We start from the raw sequence: 16,167 nt of genomic DNA, 5'->3' as shown, positions 1-16,167 counted from the left end.
GCGGGTCCGGCACAGGCACGGTCTCCCGGCCCATGGGCATTTTGCCGAGTCGTGTACGCACGGCCAGCTGTCGCGAGCGCGCCAACGTGGCACGATAATGTGATGAGGATCACCCTATGAGGGGGTGTGTGGCATGGCCCTATCGGAAAAGGCGCCCGGCGCGGGAACGAAACCGGGACTGCGGCGCGAGATCGGCTTCGTAGGCCTCATCTGGGCCTCGGAAGGGTCGATCATCGGGTCGGGGTGGCTGTTCGGCGCCCAGGGGGCGCTGGCGGCTGCCGGCCCGGCGGCCATCATCTCCTGGGCCATCGGCGGCGTCGCCATCCTGATCCTGGCGCTGGTGCACGCCGAGCTCGGCGGGATGTACCCGGTCTCGGGCGGCACCGCCCGCTTCCCGCACTACGCCTACGGTGGCGCCGCGGGAGCCTCCTTCGGCTGGTTCTCCTGGCTGCAGGCGGCCACGGTGGCACCCATCGAGGTCCTGGCCATGATCACCTATGGCCAGCACTACTCCTGGGGGCACGGCTGGGAGAAGATCAAGGGCGGCGAGCACGTCCTCACCGGCTCCGGCATCGCCGTCGCGGTCGGACTGATGGCCGCCATCACGGCCATCAACTTCCTCAGCATCCGGCTGCTGGCCCGCACCAACAGCGCCGCGACCTGGTGGAAGGTCGGCATCCCCCTGCTGACGGTCTTCGTCTTCGCCATCGCCCAGTTCCACACCGCCAACTTCACGGCGGCCGACGGATTCAACCCCTACGGGGCGAAGGGCATCCTGTCCGCCGTCTCGACCAGCGGCATCATCTTCGCCCTGCTCGGCTTCGAGCAGGCCGACCAGCTCGCCGGTGAGAGCGCCAACCCCAAGCGGGACATCCCGCGCGCGGTGATCGGGTCGATCATCATCGGCATCATCATCTACATCCTCCTCCAGGTCGTCTTCCTCGCGGCGCTGCCCGCGTCCCAGATCGGCCATACCTGGGCTAACTCTGCCTTCAATGCCCTGAGCGGGCCATTCGCGCAGGTCGCCACGTTGATCAGTCTCGGCTGGCTGGCCACCATCCTGTATCTCGACGCCGTGATCTCCCCGGCAGGCACCGGGCTGATCTACATCACCGGTTCCTCCCGGGTCTCGTACGGCCTGAGCCGCAACGGCTATGTGCCGACCGCGTTCGAGCGGACCAACAAGCGCGGTGTCCCCTGGGTCGGCCTGATCACCGCCTTCGTGATCGGCTGCATCTGCTTCCTGCCCTTCCCGAGCTGGCGCTCCCTGGTCGGGCTGATCACCAGCGCGAGCGTGCTGATGTACGCGGGGGCGCCGCTCTCCTTCGGCGTGTTCCGCAGCCGTCTGCCCGACGCCCACCGCCCCTACCGGCTGCCCGGCGGCAGCTGGATGTCGCCGCTGGCGTTCGTCGTCGCCAACCTGCTGATCCTGTGGTCGGGCTGGACCACCGACTGGAAGCTCGGAGTCGCCATCCTCATCGGCTACGTCATCCTGGTCGCCAACAGGGTGTTCAAGATGAACCCGATCACCCCGGAGCTGGACATGCGGGCCGCGCAGTGGCTGCCGGCCTATCTGGTCGGCATGGGTCTGATCGTCTACCTGAGCGACTTCGGACCCCTGAAGCACCCGTGGTTCCCGCTGTGGTGGGACATGGTCGCCACCGCCGTCTTCAGCCTCGTCATCTACTACTGGGCGATGGCGGTCGCCCTGCCGGCCGAGAAGATCCAGTACATGATCGACCAGGTCGTCGTCCCGGAGGAGGAAGAGGTCCTCTGACCGGGCCCTCCGGCCGGCGGGGCGTAGGGCGCGTCAGCAGTCCCGGAACTCCGGCGACTGGTTCAGCACCTGCGACCGCACCGACGTGAACCGTCCGTACGTCTCGCCGTTCCGCGCTCCCGGCCGGAACGCCGCCACCCGGTGGCAGTTCTGGAAGGCCAGTTCCACGCCGAAGTGGCGTTCGAGGCTGCCTCGGATGGCGTCGCCGGCTAGGGCGCGAAGGAGCTGGCCGCGGTCCTGCTCGGAGGGCGGAGGGGTCTGGTTGTCGGTGAACTCGGCCGTGCCGCTCTTGAGTTCGGTGGCGAGGGAGGCGATCAGGTCGTAGGCGTACGGGAGGGACGTGCGGACCGTGTCCACGAAATCCTCCTCGCGGATGGCACCGGACTCGGCTTCGGCGAGGAGCTTCGGGGAGACGTCGAGAGACATGAAAGGGGGCGTCCGTTCCAAGAGTCGGTGGATGTGCTTCATGGAGGCTGGTGGTCAGGTGAGGGCCGCCGGGCCCGGTACGAACTCCGGGTCCACCTGGCCGGCCAGGTCCAGGCCCGTCGCCTCGTCCGACCATGCGCGGGCGTTGCGCAGGTGGAACTCGACGGCGTGGCGGTGGAGGGCGGGCCAGTCCCTGGGGTGGGCGTCGACGGTCTCGCGCAGGATGTTCAGGGCGTGGCGGTTGTGTGGCTCCAGGCCGTCCAACCCGTCTTCCGCCCGGCCCTGTTCGGCCGCGCGCACCCAGGGGGACTGGACCAGGTGGGTCAGGAGGTCGTCGCCCACCTGCTCCTTCAGGAACAGCAGGTCGTCCTCGCCCGTCACCTTGTTGCCGATCACGGCGACACGGATCCCGAACTCGCGGGCGTGGTCGCGGTACTGGCGGTAGACCGAGACGCCCTTGAGGGTCGGTTCCGCCACCAGGAACGTGATGTCGAACCGGGTGAACAGGCCCGACGCGAAGGCGTCCGCGCCCGCCGTCATGTCGACCACGACGTACTCACCGGGGCGGTCGACCAGGTGGTTGAGATAGAGCTCGACGCCGCCGAGCTTGGAGTGGTAGCAGGCCACCCCGAGGTCGCTCTCGTCGAACTCGCCCGTCACCATCAGCGGTACGTCGCCCACGCGCCGGACGTGGCGTGCGTGGAGTTCGTCGTCGCCGAGCGGCCGCAGCAGGCGGGAGCCGCGGCCGGGCGGGGTGGTCTTGATCATCGCCTCGCGGGAGGCGATGCGCGGGTTGGCGCCCCGCAGGTAGTCCTTGATCTCGGGCAGGTGGGCGCCCAGGGGCGGTGCGTCCAGGTGGTTCTCGTCGTGTCCCAGTGCCTCGGCCAGATGCTGGTTGATGTCGCCGTCGATGGCGAGTACCGGTGCGCCGGAGCGGGCCAGATGACGGGAGAAGAGCGCTGACAGGGTGGTCTTGCCGCTACCGCCCTTGCCGACGAACGCGACCCGCATTACCGGGCCGAGCTCGTTTTGAAAATGAATGTCATGTGCTAGGTTTTAGGCGGCTTCCGACGGTCTGTCAAATCGGGGGCGGTCGAGCGGCGTGGCGTCAGCGATCAAGAGGGTGAGCCTTAATGCATATGATGTGCAGGTGCTTGATTACTGCATCAGGGTGGCGGGCCCGGACGACCTCGACGGTGCGCGAGCCGTGATGCTCGACACCGTCCACCGTGACTTCGGCACCGGCTACGTGCCCCGTTGGCACGGCGACATCCTCGATCCGGCCGCCGCCTACCTGGCCTCCTCCCGCCACACCCTGCTGGTGGCGCTCGACCCGGTTGACGGAAACGTCGTCGCCACCGCCGCCCTCGACTCCCGTGGCCCCGCCCACCCGCCGAACCCGCGCCACCTCGCCGCGCGCTACCCGTCCGGCGCCACCGCGCAACTGCGCCGGATCTACGTCCGGCCCGAGCACCGCAGACGCGGACTCGCCCGGCGCCTCGTCGGCGAACTGCTCGGGTTCGCGGCCGCGGACGGCGGCTACCGCGCCGTCTATCTGCACACCGACCCGGCGGTCCCGGGTGCGGAGGCCTTCTGGCGGTCGCTCGGCAAGGCCGTGCACGACGAGCGCGAGGAACCCGGGGGCGGGCAGGGGATCGTTCACTTCGAGATACCGATGGGGCGATAGCCGCCGTGCGCCGTTTCCGACTGTTCCCTGCCCTTCTGCTCGCCCCGGTCCTGACCGGCTGCTTCGCATCCGAAGGCGCCGGCGGCCCCGGCGGCGGGAGTGACGCGGAGGACGGCTCCCGCTTGCGGGTCGCCCTCGCCTTCCCGCCCGCCGAGAACCTCTCTCCGTACGGCGACGACGCCACCATCCTCAGCCGCCTCGGCGTCACCGAAAGCCTCACCGCCCTGGACGCCAACGGTGCGGCGGTCCCCGTCCTCGCCGCCTCCTGGCGCCGGGAGAGCGACCGCACCTGGCTGTTCACCCTGCGCGAGGCCACCTTCCAGGACGGCACGGACGTCACCCCGTCCGCCGTCGCGGCCTCACTCACCCACGCCACCGAGGCCGAGCCCGCGCCCGCCGCCCTTTCCGGCGTCCGGCTCCGCGCGCAGGCCGCAGGCAGCACGGGCGTACGGATCACCACCGGCAGCCCCGATCCCGTACTGCCGTCGCGACTGTCCAGCCCGAGCCTCGCCGTCCTCGCTCCCAAGGCCTACGGCACCACGGGCCGCGTCGACCCGGTCGGCACCGCCACCGGTCCCTTCGAGCTCACCAAGGTCACCGGCGCCACCTCCGCCACCCTCGACCGCTTCGACGACCATTGGGGCGGCCTCGCCCGGTCCTCCGGTGTCGACGTGAGGTTCATCGCCGACGGCACCGCCCGCACGGCCGCCCTGCGCACCGGGCAGGTCGACCTCGCCGAGGCCGTCCCCGTCGCGCAGGCCGCCACCCTCGACAGGGCCACCCGCAAGGAGACGGCCACGGCACGCACCACCAGCCTGCTCCTGAACAGCGAGTCCGGTCCTTTCAAGGACCCCGAACTGCGGGCCGCCGCGCGTCGGGCCGTCGACACCTCCGCGCTCGCCGACGGCGTCTACGAGGGGCACGCCGACGCCGGAGCCGGTATCTACGGACCCGCGGTCACCTGGGCCGAGGGCAAGCGCAGGGCGCCGGTCGGGCGCGCGAAGGCCGCGGCTCCCGCGGACACGAAGCTCACCCTCGCCACGTACGACAACAGGCCCGAACTCCCCGAAGTCGCCCAGGTGTTGAAGCAGCAGCTGGAGAAGGCGGGGTTCGAGGTCGAGCTGGAGGTGCGGGAGTACTCGCGGCTGGAGAGCGACGCGCTGGACGGGAGGTTCGACGCCCTCGTGCTCGCCCGGAACACGCTCGTCGACACCGGTGACCCCGTCGCCGTCCTGGCGAGCGACTTCACCTGCGACGGCGGCTACAACCTGGCGCTGCTGTGCGACAAGGGCGTCGACCGGGCCGTGGCGAAGGCCGAACGGGCCACCGACACCGCGGAGCGGCAGGACGCGGTCATGGCGGCCGAAGCGGACATCCTCGGCACCGACGCCGTCGTCCCGCTCGTCCACCAGCGCGTCATCACCGGCGTCGCCGACTCGGTCCGCGGTGCGCTCCTCGATCCGTACGAGCGCACCCTCGTCGGCACCGGCACCGGCACCGGCACCCGGCGCTGACGCATGCGGCACCAGGTCACCGCGCTCCTGTGGCGCGCCGGACTCGCTCTCGCCCTCGTGTGCGGGGTCGGCCTGCTGCCCTGGCTCGCGCGCACCGACCCGGCGCTCACCGTGCTCAGGGCGCGTTCGGCCGAACGCGCCCCCAGCCCCGAGGCGCTGGCTGACATCCGGGCCCGACTCGGCCTGGACGAAGGTCCGTTGCGACTGCTCGGGCAGTGGTTCGGCGGGCTGTGGCGCGGGGACGCGGGGCGGTCGTGGATCTCCGGGGCCGAGGTCACGCCCGCCGTGCTCCAGGCCCTCGGTGCCTCCCTGCTGCTGATGGCCGTCGCGCTCGTGGTCGCGGTGGTGACGGCCGGGCTCGTCTGCGCGCGGACCCTGTACCGACAGGAGCGCCGGAACGGCGGTTCCTTCTCCGCGATCCTCGCCGCGCTGCCCGAGTTCCTCACCGCGTCGGTGTCGGCCACCGTCGTCGGGGTGCAGTTCGGCTGGTTGCCCGCCCTCGGCTGGTACGGGCCGCGCTGGACCGTGCTGCCCGCGCTCGCCCTCGGTCTGCCCGCCGGGGCCGTGCTCGGACGGCTCCTCGACGACCTGCTGCCCAGCGCCTTCGCCGAACCCTGGGCCCTGGCCGCCACGGCTCGCGGACTGCCCCGCCGGAGCATCGCCCGCCAGGCCGTGCGCCGCTGCCTGCCCGGACTGCTGCCCAACGCCGGGCTGTTCGTGGTCGGGCTGACCGGCGGATCCGTTGCCGTCGAGCAGATCTACGACATCCCCGGGCTCGGCCGCACGACCCTCCGGGCCGCCCTCGCTCAGGATCTCCCGGTGCTGCAGGCCGGAACGCTCGTACTCCTCCTGCTCGCCGCCGCCGCGGCAGGCGCGGCCCGGCTCACGGCCCGGCTGCTGATCGGACCCGCCCTGCGGGACGGGTCCCTGCCTTCCCTGCACCGGTCGTCGGCGCCGGTCCGCGGGATCCGGTTCCTTGTCCACGGTGGGCTGTTGCTCGTCGTCATCGGGCTGGGCCTGCCCCGCGATCCGCTCGCCCTCGACACCGGTCAGCGGCTCCGACCCCCCTCCTGGACCCACCCGTTCGGCACCGACGCGCTCGGCCGGGACATGCTCGCCCGGGTAGCCCACGGTGCTTTCGACACCCTCCTGCTCGCCCTCGCGATAGGCGCCGTCGCCCTGCTCACCGGCGTACTGCTCGGGCTGCTGCCCCGGCTGTCCGGGCCGCTCGTCGACACCGTCAACGCCGTACCGCCGGTACTCGGCGCGCTCCTCGTCGCCGCCGTCGCGGGCAGCGGACCGGCGACGCCCGCGCTGGCCGTGAGCGCCGTCGCGTGGGCGCCCCTCGCCGTGCACACCTCCGCACTGCTGCGGCAGGAACGGGCCGCCCTGCACCTCACGGCCACCCGCGGCCTGGGCGCCGGGCGCCGGCACCTGCTGCGCCACGAGCTGCTGCCCGCCGTCCTGCCGCCCGTCACCCGCCACGCCCTGCTGCGCCTGCCCGGCACCGCCCTCGCGCTCGCCTCGCTCGCCTTCCTCGGCCTGGGCGCACAGCCGCCCTCCCCGGAGTGGGGCCTGCTGCTCGCCGAGAACCAGCCCTACGCCGAACGCGCCCCGTGGGCGGTCCTCGCCCCCGCCGCCGTACTCGCCCTGCTCGGTGCGCTGGCGGTGAGCGCGGGCGGGGGAGTGCGGCGGCCGCGGCGTCGTACCACCGACGCGGTCGCTGTTGTCCCTGCCGGTCCTGCTCAACGGCCTTCGACTACAAGGGAGTTGGTCGATTCCCGGTGAGCAGGGTGGCTTCCTTTACGAGCGGTCTGCGTGGCCCTACGAGGGGTGGCGTTCGGCTGACGCCCCTCCTGCGACTGCTGATCCTCACGCAACTCGCCTTCAACATCGGCTTCTTCGCCGTGCTGCCCTTCCTGTCCGGGCACCTGGGGCAGGCGATGGGGATGGCGGGCTGGCTGGTCGGGTTCCTGCTCGGACTGCGGAGCCTTCAGTCGGCAGGGGCTGTTCGTGGTGGGCGGGGCGCCGGCCGACCGGTACGGGATCCGGCCGGTGGTGCTCGCCGGGTGTGTGCTGCGGATCGTCGGCTTCGTCTGGCTCGGCTACGCCCGGGAGACCTGGGCGGTCGTCGGCGCGGTGCTGCTGACCGGGTTCGCCGCCGCACTGTTCTCACCGGCCGTGGACTCCGAGGTCGCCCGCCAGGCCGTGGTGGTGGAGGAAGCGGGCGGGAGCCCGCGCACCCGGGTGCCGGCGCTGTTCACCGTCGCGGGACAGGCGGGGGCGTTCGTCGGTCCTTTGCCCGGCGCGCTGTTGCTGGTGGTGGACTTCCGTGCGGTGTGCCTGGCGGGCGCCGGGATCTTCGTGTTCGTGCCGGCCGGGCATGTCTGGCTGCTGCCGCAGCACATCCCGGGGCGGGTCCGTACCCGGGGACGGGGCGGGGTGCGCCCGCTGCTGCGCAACCGCCGCTTCCTGGCGCTGTGTTGTGCGTACGGGGCCTATCTGCTCGCCTACAACCAGCTCTACCTCGCCCTGCCGGCGGAGGTGGAGCGCGCGGCGGGCTCGCAGGCGCCGCTGGCCTGGCTGTTCGCGCTGTCGTCGGTGCTGGTGGTGAGTGCCCGGCTGCCCGTCACCCGGTGGGTGGGAGGCCGTCTCACGTTGCGCCGCTCCATGAGCGGCGGGTTGTGGCTGATCGCGACCGGGTTCGTCGTCGTGGCCGTCGCTCGACCCGCCGCCCTGACCGGCACGACGGGGCTGCTGCCTGCCGCGGGCTTCGTCACGCTGCTCACCCTTGGCCAGATGCTCGTCGCGCCCGTCGCCCGGGCGCGGGTTCCCGATCTCGCGGAGGACGGACGGCTCGGTCTGTGCACCGGGGCGCTGTCCTCGGTTTCGGGGCTCATCGCCTTGGTGGGGAGCTCGGCGAGTGGGGCGCTGTTCGGCATGGGGTTGCCGGGGGTTGTGCCGTGGCTGGTGCTGGGAGCCGTGCCGGCGGCCGCGGTGGGGTTGTTGCCGCGCCGGGTCGGCGCTCCGCCGTGAGCGCCGGGATGCGTCGTGGATCGTCCGCGGGTCCGCTGTGGCTGGTCGCGCAGTTCCCAGCGGCCCTTTCAGGGGCGCTGCCGGACCGACTCAGGACGTCGACGTCACCGGCGCGAGCTCCGACTCCAACTCCAGCATCTCCTCCACCTCGCCGTCCCGGACGCGAGACGTCTGTCGGAGCCACAGGACGTCGCGGCCGAAGGACCAGACCAGTGTGGTCAGGGCCAGTACGACGACCCCGAGGGACGCCACGGGCGGCAGGTAGCCGGAGGCGGCGAGGAGCAGACAGATCCCCTGCATCGCGGCGACCGTCTTGCGGGCCGTGCTCGGCGGCAGTGAGGCGTTCAGCCACGGCCAGACGTGGGCCGCGGCGACGAAGGCGTAGCGCATGCCGCCGATGAGCATGACCCACGGGCCGAGCTGCGTGGAGACGTAGACGCTGAGCACCAGGATGAGGAACGCGTCGACCTCCATGTCGAAGCGGGCGCCCAGGGGGGTGGAGGTGCCGGTGGCGCGGGCGACCTTGCCGTCCACGCCGTCCAGGATGAGGGCGACCGCCGTGAGGCCGACGAGGGCGGTGACCGGCGGGGAACTCTCGAAGGAGTCCGCGACCAGGGCCGTCACGCCGCCCACCAGCGTCGCCCGGCCGAGCGTCACGCGGTTGGCCGGGCCGAACGAACGCGGCCGGGTGCGGTGCAGTGCCCGCGAGAGCACCGCCCACATGGCGACGGCGAAGACGAGGCCGGTCAGCCAGCCCGCCGGCCCCATGCCGATCGCCGTGCCGAGCAAAGCCAGCAACAGGATCTGAACGCCCGCTCCCACAGCGGTCTCCTGCTGGACCAGCCTTGCGTCGTAAGTGTTGTTCAGGGCCACCGCACACCCTCCGGCCGAATGACAAAGTCGATCAACGCCGCGTACTGTGCGCGGCCTGTGCACATGTCGGTACGTGAACAACTTCCCGATCGTTCAGGAGGAGGCCGGATGAACCGCGTCGCACGCGCGTTCTGGCTGAGTCGTCCGGGTCTCGGCGAGATCCGGAGCCTCGACCTGCCGGAACCTGCCGAGGGCGAGGTACTGGTGCGCTCGCTCTTCTCGGGCGTCAGCCGCGGCACGGAGACGCTCGTCTTCCGCGGCGGCGTTCCGGAGAGTCAGCACGCCGCCATGCGGGCACCGTTCCAGGAGGGCGAGTTCCCCGCACCCGTGAAGTATGGCTACCTCAGTGTGGGGAGGGTCGAGGAGGGGCCCGAGGAACTGGTCGGGCGTACGGTTTTCTGTCTGTATCCGCACCAGACGCGGTATGTGGTGCCGGTCTCGGCCGTCACGGTCGTGCCCGAGGACATTCCCGCCGAACGGGCCGTCCTCGCCGGGACCGTCGAGACGGCCGTGAACGCCCTGTGGGACGCCGCGCCACTGGTCGGCGACCGGATCACGGTGGTCGGCGGCGGCATGGTCGGCTGCTCGGTGGCCGCGCTGCTGGCCCGCTTCCCGGGCGTACGGGTGCAACTCGTCGACGCCGACCCGGCCCGCGCCAAGACCGCCGAGGCCCTCGGTGTCGACTTCGCGCTGCCCGAGGACGCGCTCGGCGAACGGGACCTGGTGGTGCACGCCAGTGCCACGGAACAGGGCCTGGCCCGGGCCCTGGAACTCCTGGCCGCCGAGGGCACCGTCGTGGAACTGAGCTGGTACGGCGACCGGAAGGTGAGCCTCCCGCTCGGCGAGGCCTTCCACTCCCGGCGGCTGACGATCCGCAGCAGCCAGGTCGGCACCGTCTCCCCGGCCCGCGCCAACCGCAGCTACGCCGACCGGCTCGCCCTCGCCCTCGACCTGCTCGCAGACCCGGCGCTGGACGCGCTCATCACAGGGGAAAGCACGTTCGACGAGCTGCCGGCGGTGATGCCCCGGCTGGCCTCCGGTGAGATTCCCGCGCTGTGTCACCGTGTGAGGTACCCCGAAACTGTCTGACCTGAGAAAAGGGTGAGACTCGGCTGAACGCGGGGAAGCGAAGAGCCGTACTACACGGCATCCTCCGGCGGCCAACGGCCGGAGGACCAGACGCGCCGCACCTGGAGGGTCGTCCGTTGTTCAGTGTCACCGTCCGCGATCACATCATGATCGCCCACAGCTTCCGCGGCGAGGTCTTCGGACCCGCGCAGCGCCTGCACGGAGCGACGTTCCTGGTGGACGCCACGTTCCGGCGCGAGCAGCTGGACGACGACAACATCGTCGTCGACATCGGACTCGCCACCCAGGAACTCGGTGCCGTCGTCAGCGAGCTGAACTACAGAAACCTCGACAGCGAGCCCGACTTCGCCGGCATCAACACCTCCACGGAGTTCCTGGCCAAGGTCATCGCCGACCGGCTCGCCGAGCGGATCGAGAAGGGTGCGCTGGGTGAGGGCGCCAAGGGCATCGCGGGCATCTCGGTGACCCTGCACGAGTCGCACATCGCCTGGGCGAGTTACGAGCGTGCCCTGTGACCGACGCGACCTTGGAGAAGGTGGAGAACACCCTCGGGCAGGCGGAGCGGCCCGCACTGGGGTACGTGCCCGTGCAGAGCTCCGCCCTGAAGAACGCCGAGATCATCCCCATGTCCCTGCGCTCCGTGCACTTCCTCATGCCGGGCGGCGTCGACGACCCGGCCGCGCCGAGCGGCGGCAACGCCTATGACCGGCGGATCAGCCTGGACCTGCCCGGCTTCGGCTGGCAGGTGCACAAGCACGCCGTGGGCGGCGAGTGGCCCCGGCCGGGGGCGGCGGCCCGCGCGGAACTCGCGCGGACACTGCGGGAGTTGCCGGACGGGACGGTCGTCCTGCTGGACGGGATCGTCGCCTGCGGCGTCCCCGAGATCGTCGTACCGGAGACCGAGCGGCTGAACCTCGCCGTCCTCGTGCACCTTCCGCTCGGCGACGAGAGGGGCCTCGAGCCCGCCGTGGCCGCCGAGTTGGACGCCAAGGAGCGTGACGTGCTGCGGGCCGTGCCCGCCGTGATCGCCACCAGCGACTGGGCGGTACGCCGCCTCGTCGCCCACCACGGCCTCGCCCCCGAGCGGGTGCATGTCGCCGCCCCCGGCGCCGACATCGCGCCCCTCGCCTCCGGGACCGACGGCGTCTCGCGGCTGCTGTGCGTGGCGGCGGTGACCCCCCGCAAGGGCCAGCACCGGCTGGTGCAGGCGCTGGCCGCGGCGGCCGACCTGCCGTGGAGCTGCGTGTGTGTCGGCGGTCTCGGGCAGGACCCCGAGTACGTCGCCCATCTGCGGCTGCTGATCGAGGAGCACGGACTGGGGGAGCGCATCGAGTTGGCGGGCCCGCAGGCCGGTGCCCAGCTCGACGCCAGTTACAACGCCGCCGACCTCATGGTCCTCACCTCGTACGCGGAGACGTACGGCATGGCGGTGACGGAGGCCCTCGCGCGCGGAATCCCCGTGCTGGCCACGGATGTCGGCGGTGTCCCCGAGGCCGTCGGACGCGCGCCCGACGGCGGTGTCCCCGGCATCCTCGTGCCGCCGGAGGACCCCGCCGCCCTCGCCGCCGAACTGCGCGGCTGGTTCGGCGAGGCCGACGTACGACGCCGGCTCAAGGCCGCCGCCCGGGGCCGACGGGCCGCCCTGGACGGGTGGGCGACCACGGCCCGAAGCCTCGCCGGAGTACTGGGCCGGCTGCCGAGCGAACCCAGGAGGGCGGCATGAACAGGACTGCACAGATCGGCGGGAGGATCCCGGCGCAGCCCGCGCCGCGGAACGCCTCGGAGCCGGCCGATCGCGACGGCTGCGAACCGGCGGACTCCGTGATCCCCGGCGCCGGCCCCGCCCCGCGCCCCGGTGAGCGCGCCACCGTGCGGCTGCGGGACACCGGGGCCGAGGAGCCGCCCCGTTACGCGCCCGAGTGGCTGGAGCTGCGCGAACCCGCCGACGCCGCCGGGCGGGCCCACGAGTTGCTCGACCCGCTGCGGATCCGGCTGGCCAACCTGCCGGGCAAGGCCGGGCTGGTCATCCACGACCTGGGCTGCGGCACCGGCTCGATGGGCCGCTGGCTCGCGCCCCGCCTGGACGGCCCCCAGCACTGGATCCTGCACGACCGGGACCCCTACCTTCTGCACTTCGCGGCCGTCGCCTCCCCGCGCTCCGCCGCCGACGGCAGCCGGGTCACCGTGGAGACGCGCCGCGGCGACGTCGCCCGGCTCACCCCGGACGCCCTCGCCGGCGCCTCACTGGTGACGGCCTCCGCGCTCCTCGACGTCCTCACCCGCGAGGAGATCGACACCCTCGCCGTCGCCTGCACCGGGGCCGGCTGCCCCGCGCTGCTGACGCTCTCGGTGGCCGGCCGCGTCGAACTCACCCCGTCCGACCCGATGGACGAGGAGATCACCGACGCGTTCAACGCCCACCAGCGGCGGGGCGGCCTGCTCGGCCCGGACGCGATCACGGTGGCCTGCGAGGCGTTCTCGGAACGGGGCGCGACGGTACAGGTCAACCCCAGTCCCTGGCGCCTCGGCCCCGACGAGGCCGCGCTGACGGCCCAGTGGCTGCGCGGCTGGGTGGGCGCGGCCGTCGAGGAACGCCCCGAGCTGAAGGCCCGTGCAGAACGGTATCTGCAGGACCGCCTGGCCGCCTGCCGGGCAGGCGAACTGCACGTCGTGGTCCACCACAGCGACCTGCTGGCCCTGTCCCGGCCGACGGGCGGAGCGTCATGAGCGTGGAGACGGTACGGGCGGTCGTGGTACGACGCGAGCCGAGCGGCCGAGCGGCACGAGCCGTACGCGCGCTGCGCCGCATCCCCGACGAGGCGCGGATCGACGGTGTGACGTCGGCGGGGGTGCCGGTGGACGTCCTGGCCGGCTCCGCGACGCCGATCGGGGCGGCTGTTGGGGCGCGGGCCGGTGGCGCCGGGGCTGCGTCGGTGACGGGTGCCGGTGTTGAGGTGCGGGTCGGAGGTGCCGGGTCTGCGGCGTCCGCGGGTGCGGGTGTTGAGGCGCGGGCCGGTGGCGCCGGGGCTGAGGTGTCCGCGGGTGTGGCCGTCGACGTGCGGGCCGGCGGGGTCGTGTCGGCATCGGGTGCGGGTGTTGCGGTGCGAGCCGGGGGCGTTGGGCCCGCGGGTACCGCCGTCGTAGTCCGGGCCGGCGGGGCCGAGTCCTTGTCGCCCACCGGTGCCGCCGTCTCCCAGGCGCGTATCGGTGTGATCGTCTCCTCGGCGCGGCCGGAGGCGGGGGCGGTGCGGGGGTCCTGGTGGCGTGCCGTTCTGTCCCGGCTCAACTCCCGTGCCGCGCGTACCCATTTCGGGACTGTCGCCGGTGTCGTCATCCTCAGTGCGCTGCTGTGGCGACTCGGTACCGGGGTGCTGCTGGACGGGCTTCGGCGGATCGACCTGCCGACCTTGCTGGCGGCGCTGGTGATCGGGGTGGTCACCACCGTGCTCAGTGCGTGGCGGTGGGCGCTGGTGGCCCGGGGGCTCAGGATCCGGCTGCCGCTCGGGTCGGCCGTCGCCGACTACTACCGGGCGCTGTTCCTGAACGCCGCCCTGCCGGGCGGTGTCCTCGGCGATGTGCACCGGGCCGTGCGGCACGGGCAGAGCGCCGGTGACATGGGCCGCGGCGTGCGCTCGGTGGTCCTCGAACGGGTTGCCGGGCAGGTCGCGCTGACGGTCATCGGCGGGGCTGTGCTCCTGACGATGCCGTCCCCCGTGCTGGCGGAGACCCGGCACTTCGCGCCGCTGGTCGGGCTCGCCGCGGTGGGCGCGCTGGCCGTAGTGGTCGCGCTGCGGATGAACCGGGCGCCCTCCCGCCGCGGACGGGCGCTGCGCGCGACGCTCACCGAGGCCCGAGAGGGACTGCTGTCGCGCCGCAACTGGCCGGGTGTCGTCGTCTCGTCGGTGCTCATCCTGGCCGGCCACCTCGCGATGTTCGTGCTCGCCGCTCGGGTCGCCGGATCCGGTGCCTCCGTCGCCGCGCTGCTGCCGCTCGCGGTGCTGGCGCTGGTCGCGATGGGGCTGCCGCTGAACGTCGGCGGCTTCGGCCCCCGCGAGGGCGTCGCCGCCTGGGCGTTCGGCGCGGCCGGGCTGGGCGCGAGCAGCGGGGTGGCCGTCGCCGTGGTGTACGGGGTGCTCAGCTTTGTGGCGGCCCTGCCGGGCCTCGTCGTCCTCGTCGCCCGCTGGTACCCGGGCCTGCGGGCGGGTTCCGGAACGGCCGCGGCGGCAGCCCCGGAACCCGCACCCGGACGCGACTACCCGCGCGCGCTGCCGGCTTCCCCCGTCTCTCCGGTCTCCGTGCCGGAATCGCCCGCCGAGGTGAGGAGTGAGAAATACGCTCCGAAGGAATCCGCCAGAGCCGCGAGCAGTTGCTTCCCCTTTTCCGCGGAACCGAGCGAAGGGCGTCCGATGACGCCCGAATCGGTATAGCCGGACATACCGAGGGTGAGCAGATGACGCCGGTCGTCCGCGACGAAATCGGAGGCCTCATAACCGGGGCGAAGCAATTCCGGGTGAGCGTGCAGAAGGATGGAGGTCTCGATTTCTCCCGCGTGCATGTCGGTCAGCAGCGAGGTGGTCACCCCCGCCCGCTGCCGTGCCGCTTCCCAGTCCTCCGCGGCCGGGAACAGCGCCATTCGCTCGCCCCGGGCGGAGGACTCCTGAACGACGTTGCCCAGTACGTAGTTTCCGCCGTGCCCGTTGACCACCACCAGGGCGTCGACGCCGGAGCGGCGCAGCGACTGTGCAATGTCACATACCACCGCGTGAAGGGTCACGGAAGAGATGCTGACGGTCCCGGGCCAGGCCGCGTGCTCGTGCGAGCAGGAGATGGTCACCGGCGGGAGGAGGTGCACCGGGTACGCCGCCGCGATCTCCCGGGCCATGGCACAGGCGACGAGCGTGTCGGTCGCCAGCGGAAGGAACGGACCGTGCTGCTCGAAGCTCCCGACCGGAAGGACGGCGACCTGCGTTGAGACACCCGCCGCTCTGGTCCGTACCTCTTCCGTAGTGTCCGCCGGCACCAGCCCGTATGCCGCCGTACGCGCGCCCGATCCACTCATTTCTTCACGGCCCTTCGTCTCTGCTTAGGAATCAGATCATGACAGATAAAATCGGCGTCCTCGGCAAGAAGTCCCCACAGCGCACGGGCGTGGAACGGATTGTGAATGCCCCATTGCCCACGGTCTACGGGCAATTCCGGGCGGTGGGTTACATGGATCACGATCGCGATGACGAGCAAGTGGCCCTCGTCCATGGTGACATCGGCACGGACGGTGTCCTCACCCGGCTGCATTCCGAGTGCCTGACCGGAGACGCGTTCGGCTCCCAGCACTGCGAGTGCGGTGACCAGCTCGCCTCCGCGCTCAAGGCCGTCGTCGCCGAAGGCAGTGGCATAGTCGTCTACTTGAGGGGCCACGAGGGCCGCGGCATCGGTCTGCTCGCCAAGCTGCGCGCGATGGCGCTGCAGGCGGAGGGCCTGGACACCGTGGAGGCGAACCTGGCGCTGGGGCTGCCGGTGGACGCCCGCGACTACGGCGTCGCCGCCAAGATCCTCCAGGACCTGGGCGTGAACTCGGTGCGTCTGATGTCCAACAACCCGCGCAAGCGGGAGGCGCTGGTGCAGCACGGCATCGAGGTGGCCGAGACCGTCCCGCTGCTGATCCCGCCGTGCGAGAGCAACATCACCTATCTGCGCACCAAGCGGGAACGGCTCGACCACGTCCTGCCGCATCTGGACGCGCTGGCGCACCTGTCCTGAGCCGGATC

At 72.1% G+C, this 16,167-nt stretch carries 13 protein-coding genes and 2 pseudogenes; 11 read left to right on the top strand and 4 right to left on the bottom strand.

Annotated elements, in window-relative coordinates:
- Nucleotides 1-133: 133 nt before the first annotated feature.
- Nucleotides 134-1,777: an APC family permease gene (locus LJ657_RS23505; RefSeq protein ID WP_232650705.1), complete on the top strand. Its 1,644-nt coding sequence runs from the start codon at nt 134-136 to the stop codon at nt 1,775-1,777.
- Between the two features lie 33 nt (nt 1,778-1,810).
- Here the strand turns inward: LJ657_RS23505 and LJ657_RS23500 are convergent, their stop codons facing one another.
- Both LJ657_RS23500 and LJ657_RS23495 read right to left on the bottom strand, forming a co-directional pair.
- Nucleotides 1,811-2,203, bottom strand: coding sequence for an SCO5389 family protein (locus tag LJ657_RS23500; RefSeq protein WP_232650704.1), 393 nt, complete (start codon nt 2,201-2,203; stop codon nt 1,811-1,813).
- Nucleotides 2,204-2,257: 54 nt separating this feature from the next.
- Entirely contained in the window at nt 2,258-3,214 is a 957-nt protein-coding gene (locus tag LJ657_RS23495; RefSeq protein ID WP_232650703.1) for an ATP-binding protein, read from the bottom strand.
- 139 nt (nt 3,215-3,353) lie between these two features.
- On the opposite strand from LJ657_RS23495, the gene LJ657_RS23490 reads away from it, so the two are divergent.
- The 4 genes and pseudogenes from LJ657_RS23490 (at nt 3,354) to LJ657_RS23475 (ending at nt 8,440) form a co-directional block, all read left to right on the top strand.
- A complete protein-coding gene (locus LJ657_RS23490; protein WP_232650702.1) occupies nt 3,354-3,890 on the top strand; it encodes a GNAT family N-acetyltransferase in 537 nt (178 codons plus the stop codon).
- 5 nt (nt 3,891-3,895) lie between these two features.
- Complete coding sequence (locus tag LJ657_RS23485; RefSeq protein ID WP_232650701.1) at nt 3,896-5,404, top strand: ABC transporter substrate-binding protein; 1,509 nt, start codon at nt 3,896-3,898, stop codon at nt 5,402-5,404.
- Nucleotides 5,405-5,407: 3 nt separating this feature from the next.
- Nucleotides 5,408-7,192: an ABC transporter permease subunit gene (locus LJ657_RS23480; protein WP_232650700.1), complete on the top strand. Its 1,785-nt coding sequence runs from the start codon at nt 5,408-5,410 to the stop codon at nt 7,190-7,192.
- Between the two features lie 5 nt (nt 7,193-7,197).
- Nucleotides 7,198-8,440: pseudogene (locus LJ657_RS23475) on the top strand (MFS transporter).
- Between the two features lie 90 nt (nt 8,441-8,530).
- Here the strand turns inward: LJ657_RS23475 and LJ657_RS23470 are convergent.
- Entirely contained in the window at nt 8,531-9,313 is a 783-nt protein-coding gene (locus tag LJ657_RS23470; RefSeq protein ID WP_232650699.1) for a CDP-alcohol phosphatidyltransferase family protein, read from the bottom strand.
- Nucleotides 9,314-9,421: 108 nt separating this feature from the next.
- On the opposite strand from LJ657_RS23470, the gene LJ657_RS23465 reads away from it, so the two are divergent.
- From LJ657_RS23465 to LJ657_RS23445, 5 genes and pseudogenes are all read left to right on the top strand, one after another.
- On the top strand, nt 9,422-10,402 hold the full coding sequence (locus LJ657_RS23465) for a zinc-dependent alcohol dehydrogenase (protein WP_232650698.1): 981 nt from the start codon (nt 9,422-9,424) through the stop codon (nt 10,400-10,402).
- Between the two features lie 116 nt (nt 10,403-10,518).
- On the top strand, nt 10,519-10,917 hold the full coding sequence (locus LJ657_RS23460; RefSeq protein WP_030936582.1) for a 6-pyruvoyl trahydropterin synthase family protein: 399 nt from the start codon (nt 10,519-10,521) through the stop codon (nt 10,915-10,917).
- Nucleotides 10,914-12,125 (top strand): glycosyltransferase family 4 protein, encoded by a 1,212-nt coding sequence (locus LJ657_RS23455; protein WP_372487958.1) that lies wholly within the window; start codon nt 10,914-10,916, stop codon nt 12,123-12,125. The genes LJ657_RS23460 and LJ657_RS23455 overlap by 4 nt, the downstream gene beginning before the upstream one ends.
- A complete protein-coding gene (locus tag LJ657_RS23450; RefSeq protein ID WP_232650697.1) occupies nt 12,122-13,129 on the top strand; it encodes a class I SAM-dependent methyltransferase in 1,008 nt (335 codons plus the stop codon). The genes LJ657_RS23455 and LJ657_RS23450 overlap by 4 nt, the downstream gene beginning before the upstream one ends.
- Nucleotides 13,126-14,499 (top strand): annotated as a pseudogene (locus LJ657_RS23445) (lysylphosphatidylglycerol synthase transmembrane domain-containing protein); the annotation flags it as partial. The gene LJ657_RS23450 and the pseudogene LJ657_RS23445, both read left to right, overlap by 4 nt.
- 155 nt (nt 14,500-14,654) lie before the next feature.
- Here LJ657_RS23445 and LJ657_RS23440 read toward each other — a convergent pair.
- Complete coding sequence (locus LJ657_RS23440) at nt 14,655-15,461, bottom strand: creatininase family protein (protein ID WP_308117076.1); 807 nt, start codon at nt 15,459-15,461, stop codon at nt 14,655-14,657.
- A 38-nt stretch (nt 15,462-15,499) separates the two neighbouring features.
- Here LJ657_RS23440 and ribA point away from each other — a divergent pair, with 38 nt between their 5' ends.
- The gene (gene ribA / locus LJ657_RS23435) at nt 15,500-16,159 is read left to right on the top strand and encodes a GTP cyclohydrolase II (protein WP_232650696.1); all 660 of its coding nucleotides are present in this window, start codon (nt 15,500-15,502) and stop codon (nt 16,157-16,159) included.
- The last annotated feature ends 8 nt before the right edge of the window (nt 16,160-16,167 follow it).

Origin of the sequence: Streptomyces guryensis, assembly GCF_021261325.1 — a bacterium.
GTDB classification, from domain to species: domain Bacteria; phylum Actinomycetota; class Actinomycetes; order Streptomycetales; family Streptomycetaceae; genus Streptomyces; species Streptomyces guryensis.
This window is presented reverse-complemented; position numbering and strand designations above follow the sequence as displayed.

Bases quoted from the DNA above. Each gene is read 5' to 3' on its own strand.
- LJ657_RS23505 (WP_232650705.1), top strand. From the start codon at position 134: ATGGCCCTATCGGAAAAGGCGCCCGGCGCGGGAACGAAACCGGGACTG.
- LJ657_RS23500 (WP_232650704.1), bottom strand. From the start codon at position 2,203: ATGTCTCTCGACGTCTCCCCGAAGCTCCTCGCCGAAGCCGAGTCCGGT.
- LJ657_RS23495 (WP_232650703.1), bottom strand. From the start codon at position 3,214: ATGCGGGTCGCGTTCGTCGGCAAGGGCGGTAGCGGCAAGACCACCCTG.
- LJ657_RS23480 (WP_232650700.1), top strand. From the start codon at position 5,408: ATGCGGCACCAGGTCACCGCGCTCCTGTGGCGCGCCGGACTCGCTCTC.
- LJ657_RS23465 (WP_232650698.1), top strand. From the start codon at position 9,422: ATGAACCGCGTCGCACGCGCGTTCTGGCTGAGTCGTCCGGGTCTCGGC.
- LJ657_RS23450 (WP_232650697.1), top strand. From the start codon at position 12,122: ATGAACAGGACTGCACAGATCGGCGGGAGGATCCCGGCGCAGCCCGCG.
- LJ657_RS23440 (WP_308117076.1), bottom strand. From the start codon at position 15,461: ATGAGTGGATCGGGCGCGCGTACGGCGGCATACGGGCTGGTGCCGGCG.
- ribA (WP_232650696.1), top strand. From the start codon at position 15,500: ATGACAGATAAAATCGGCGTCCTCGGCAAGAAGTCCCCACAGCGCACG.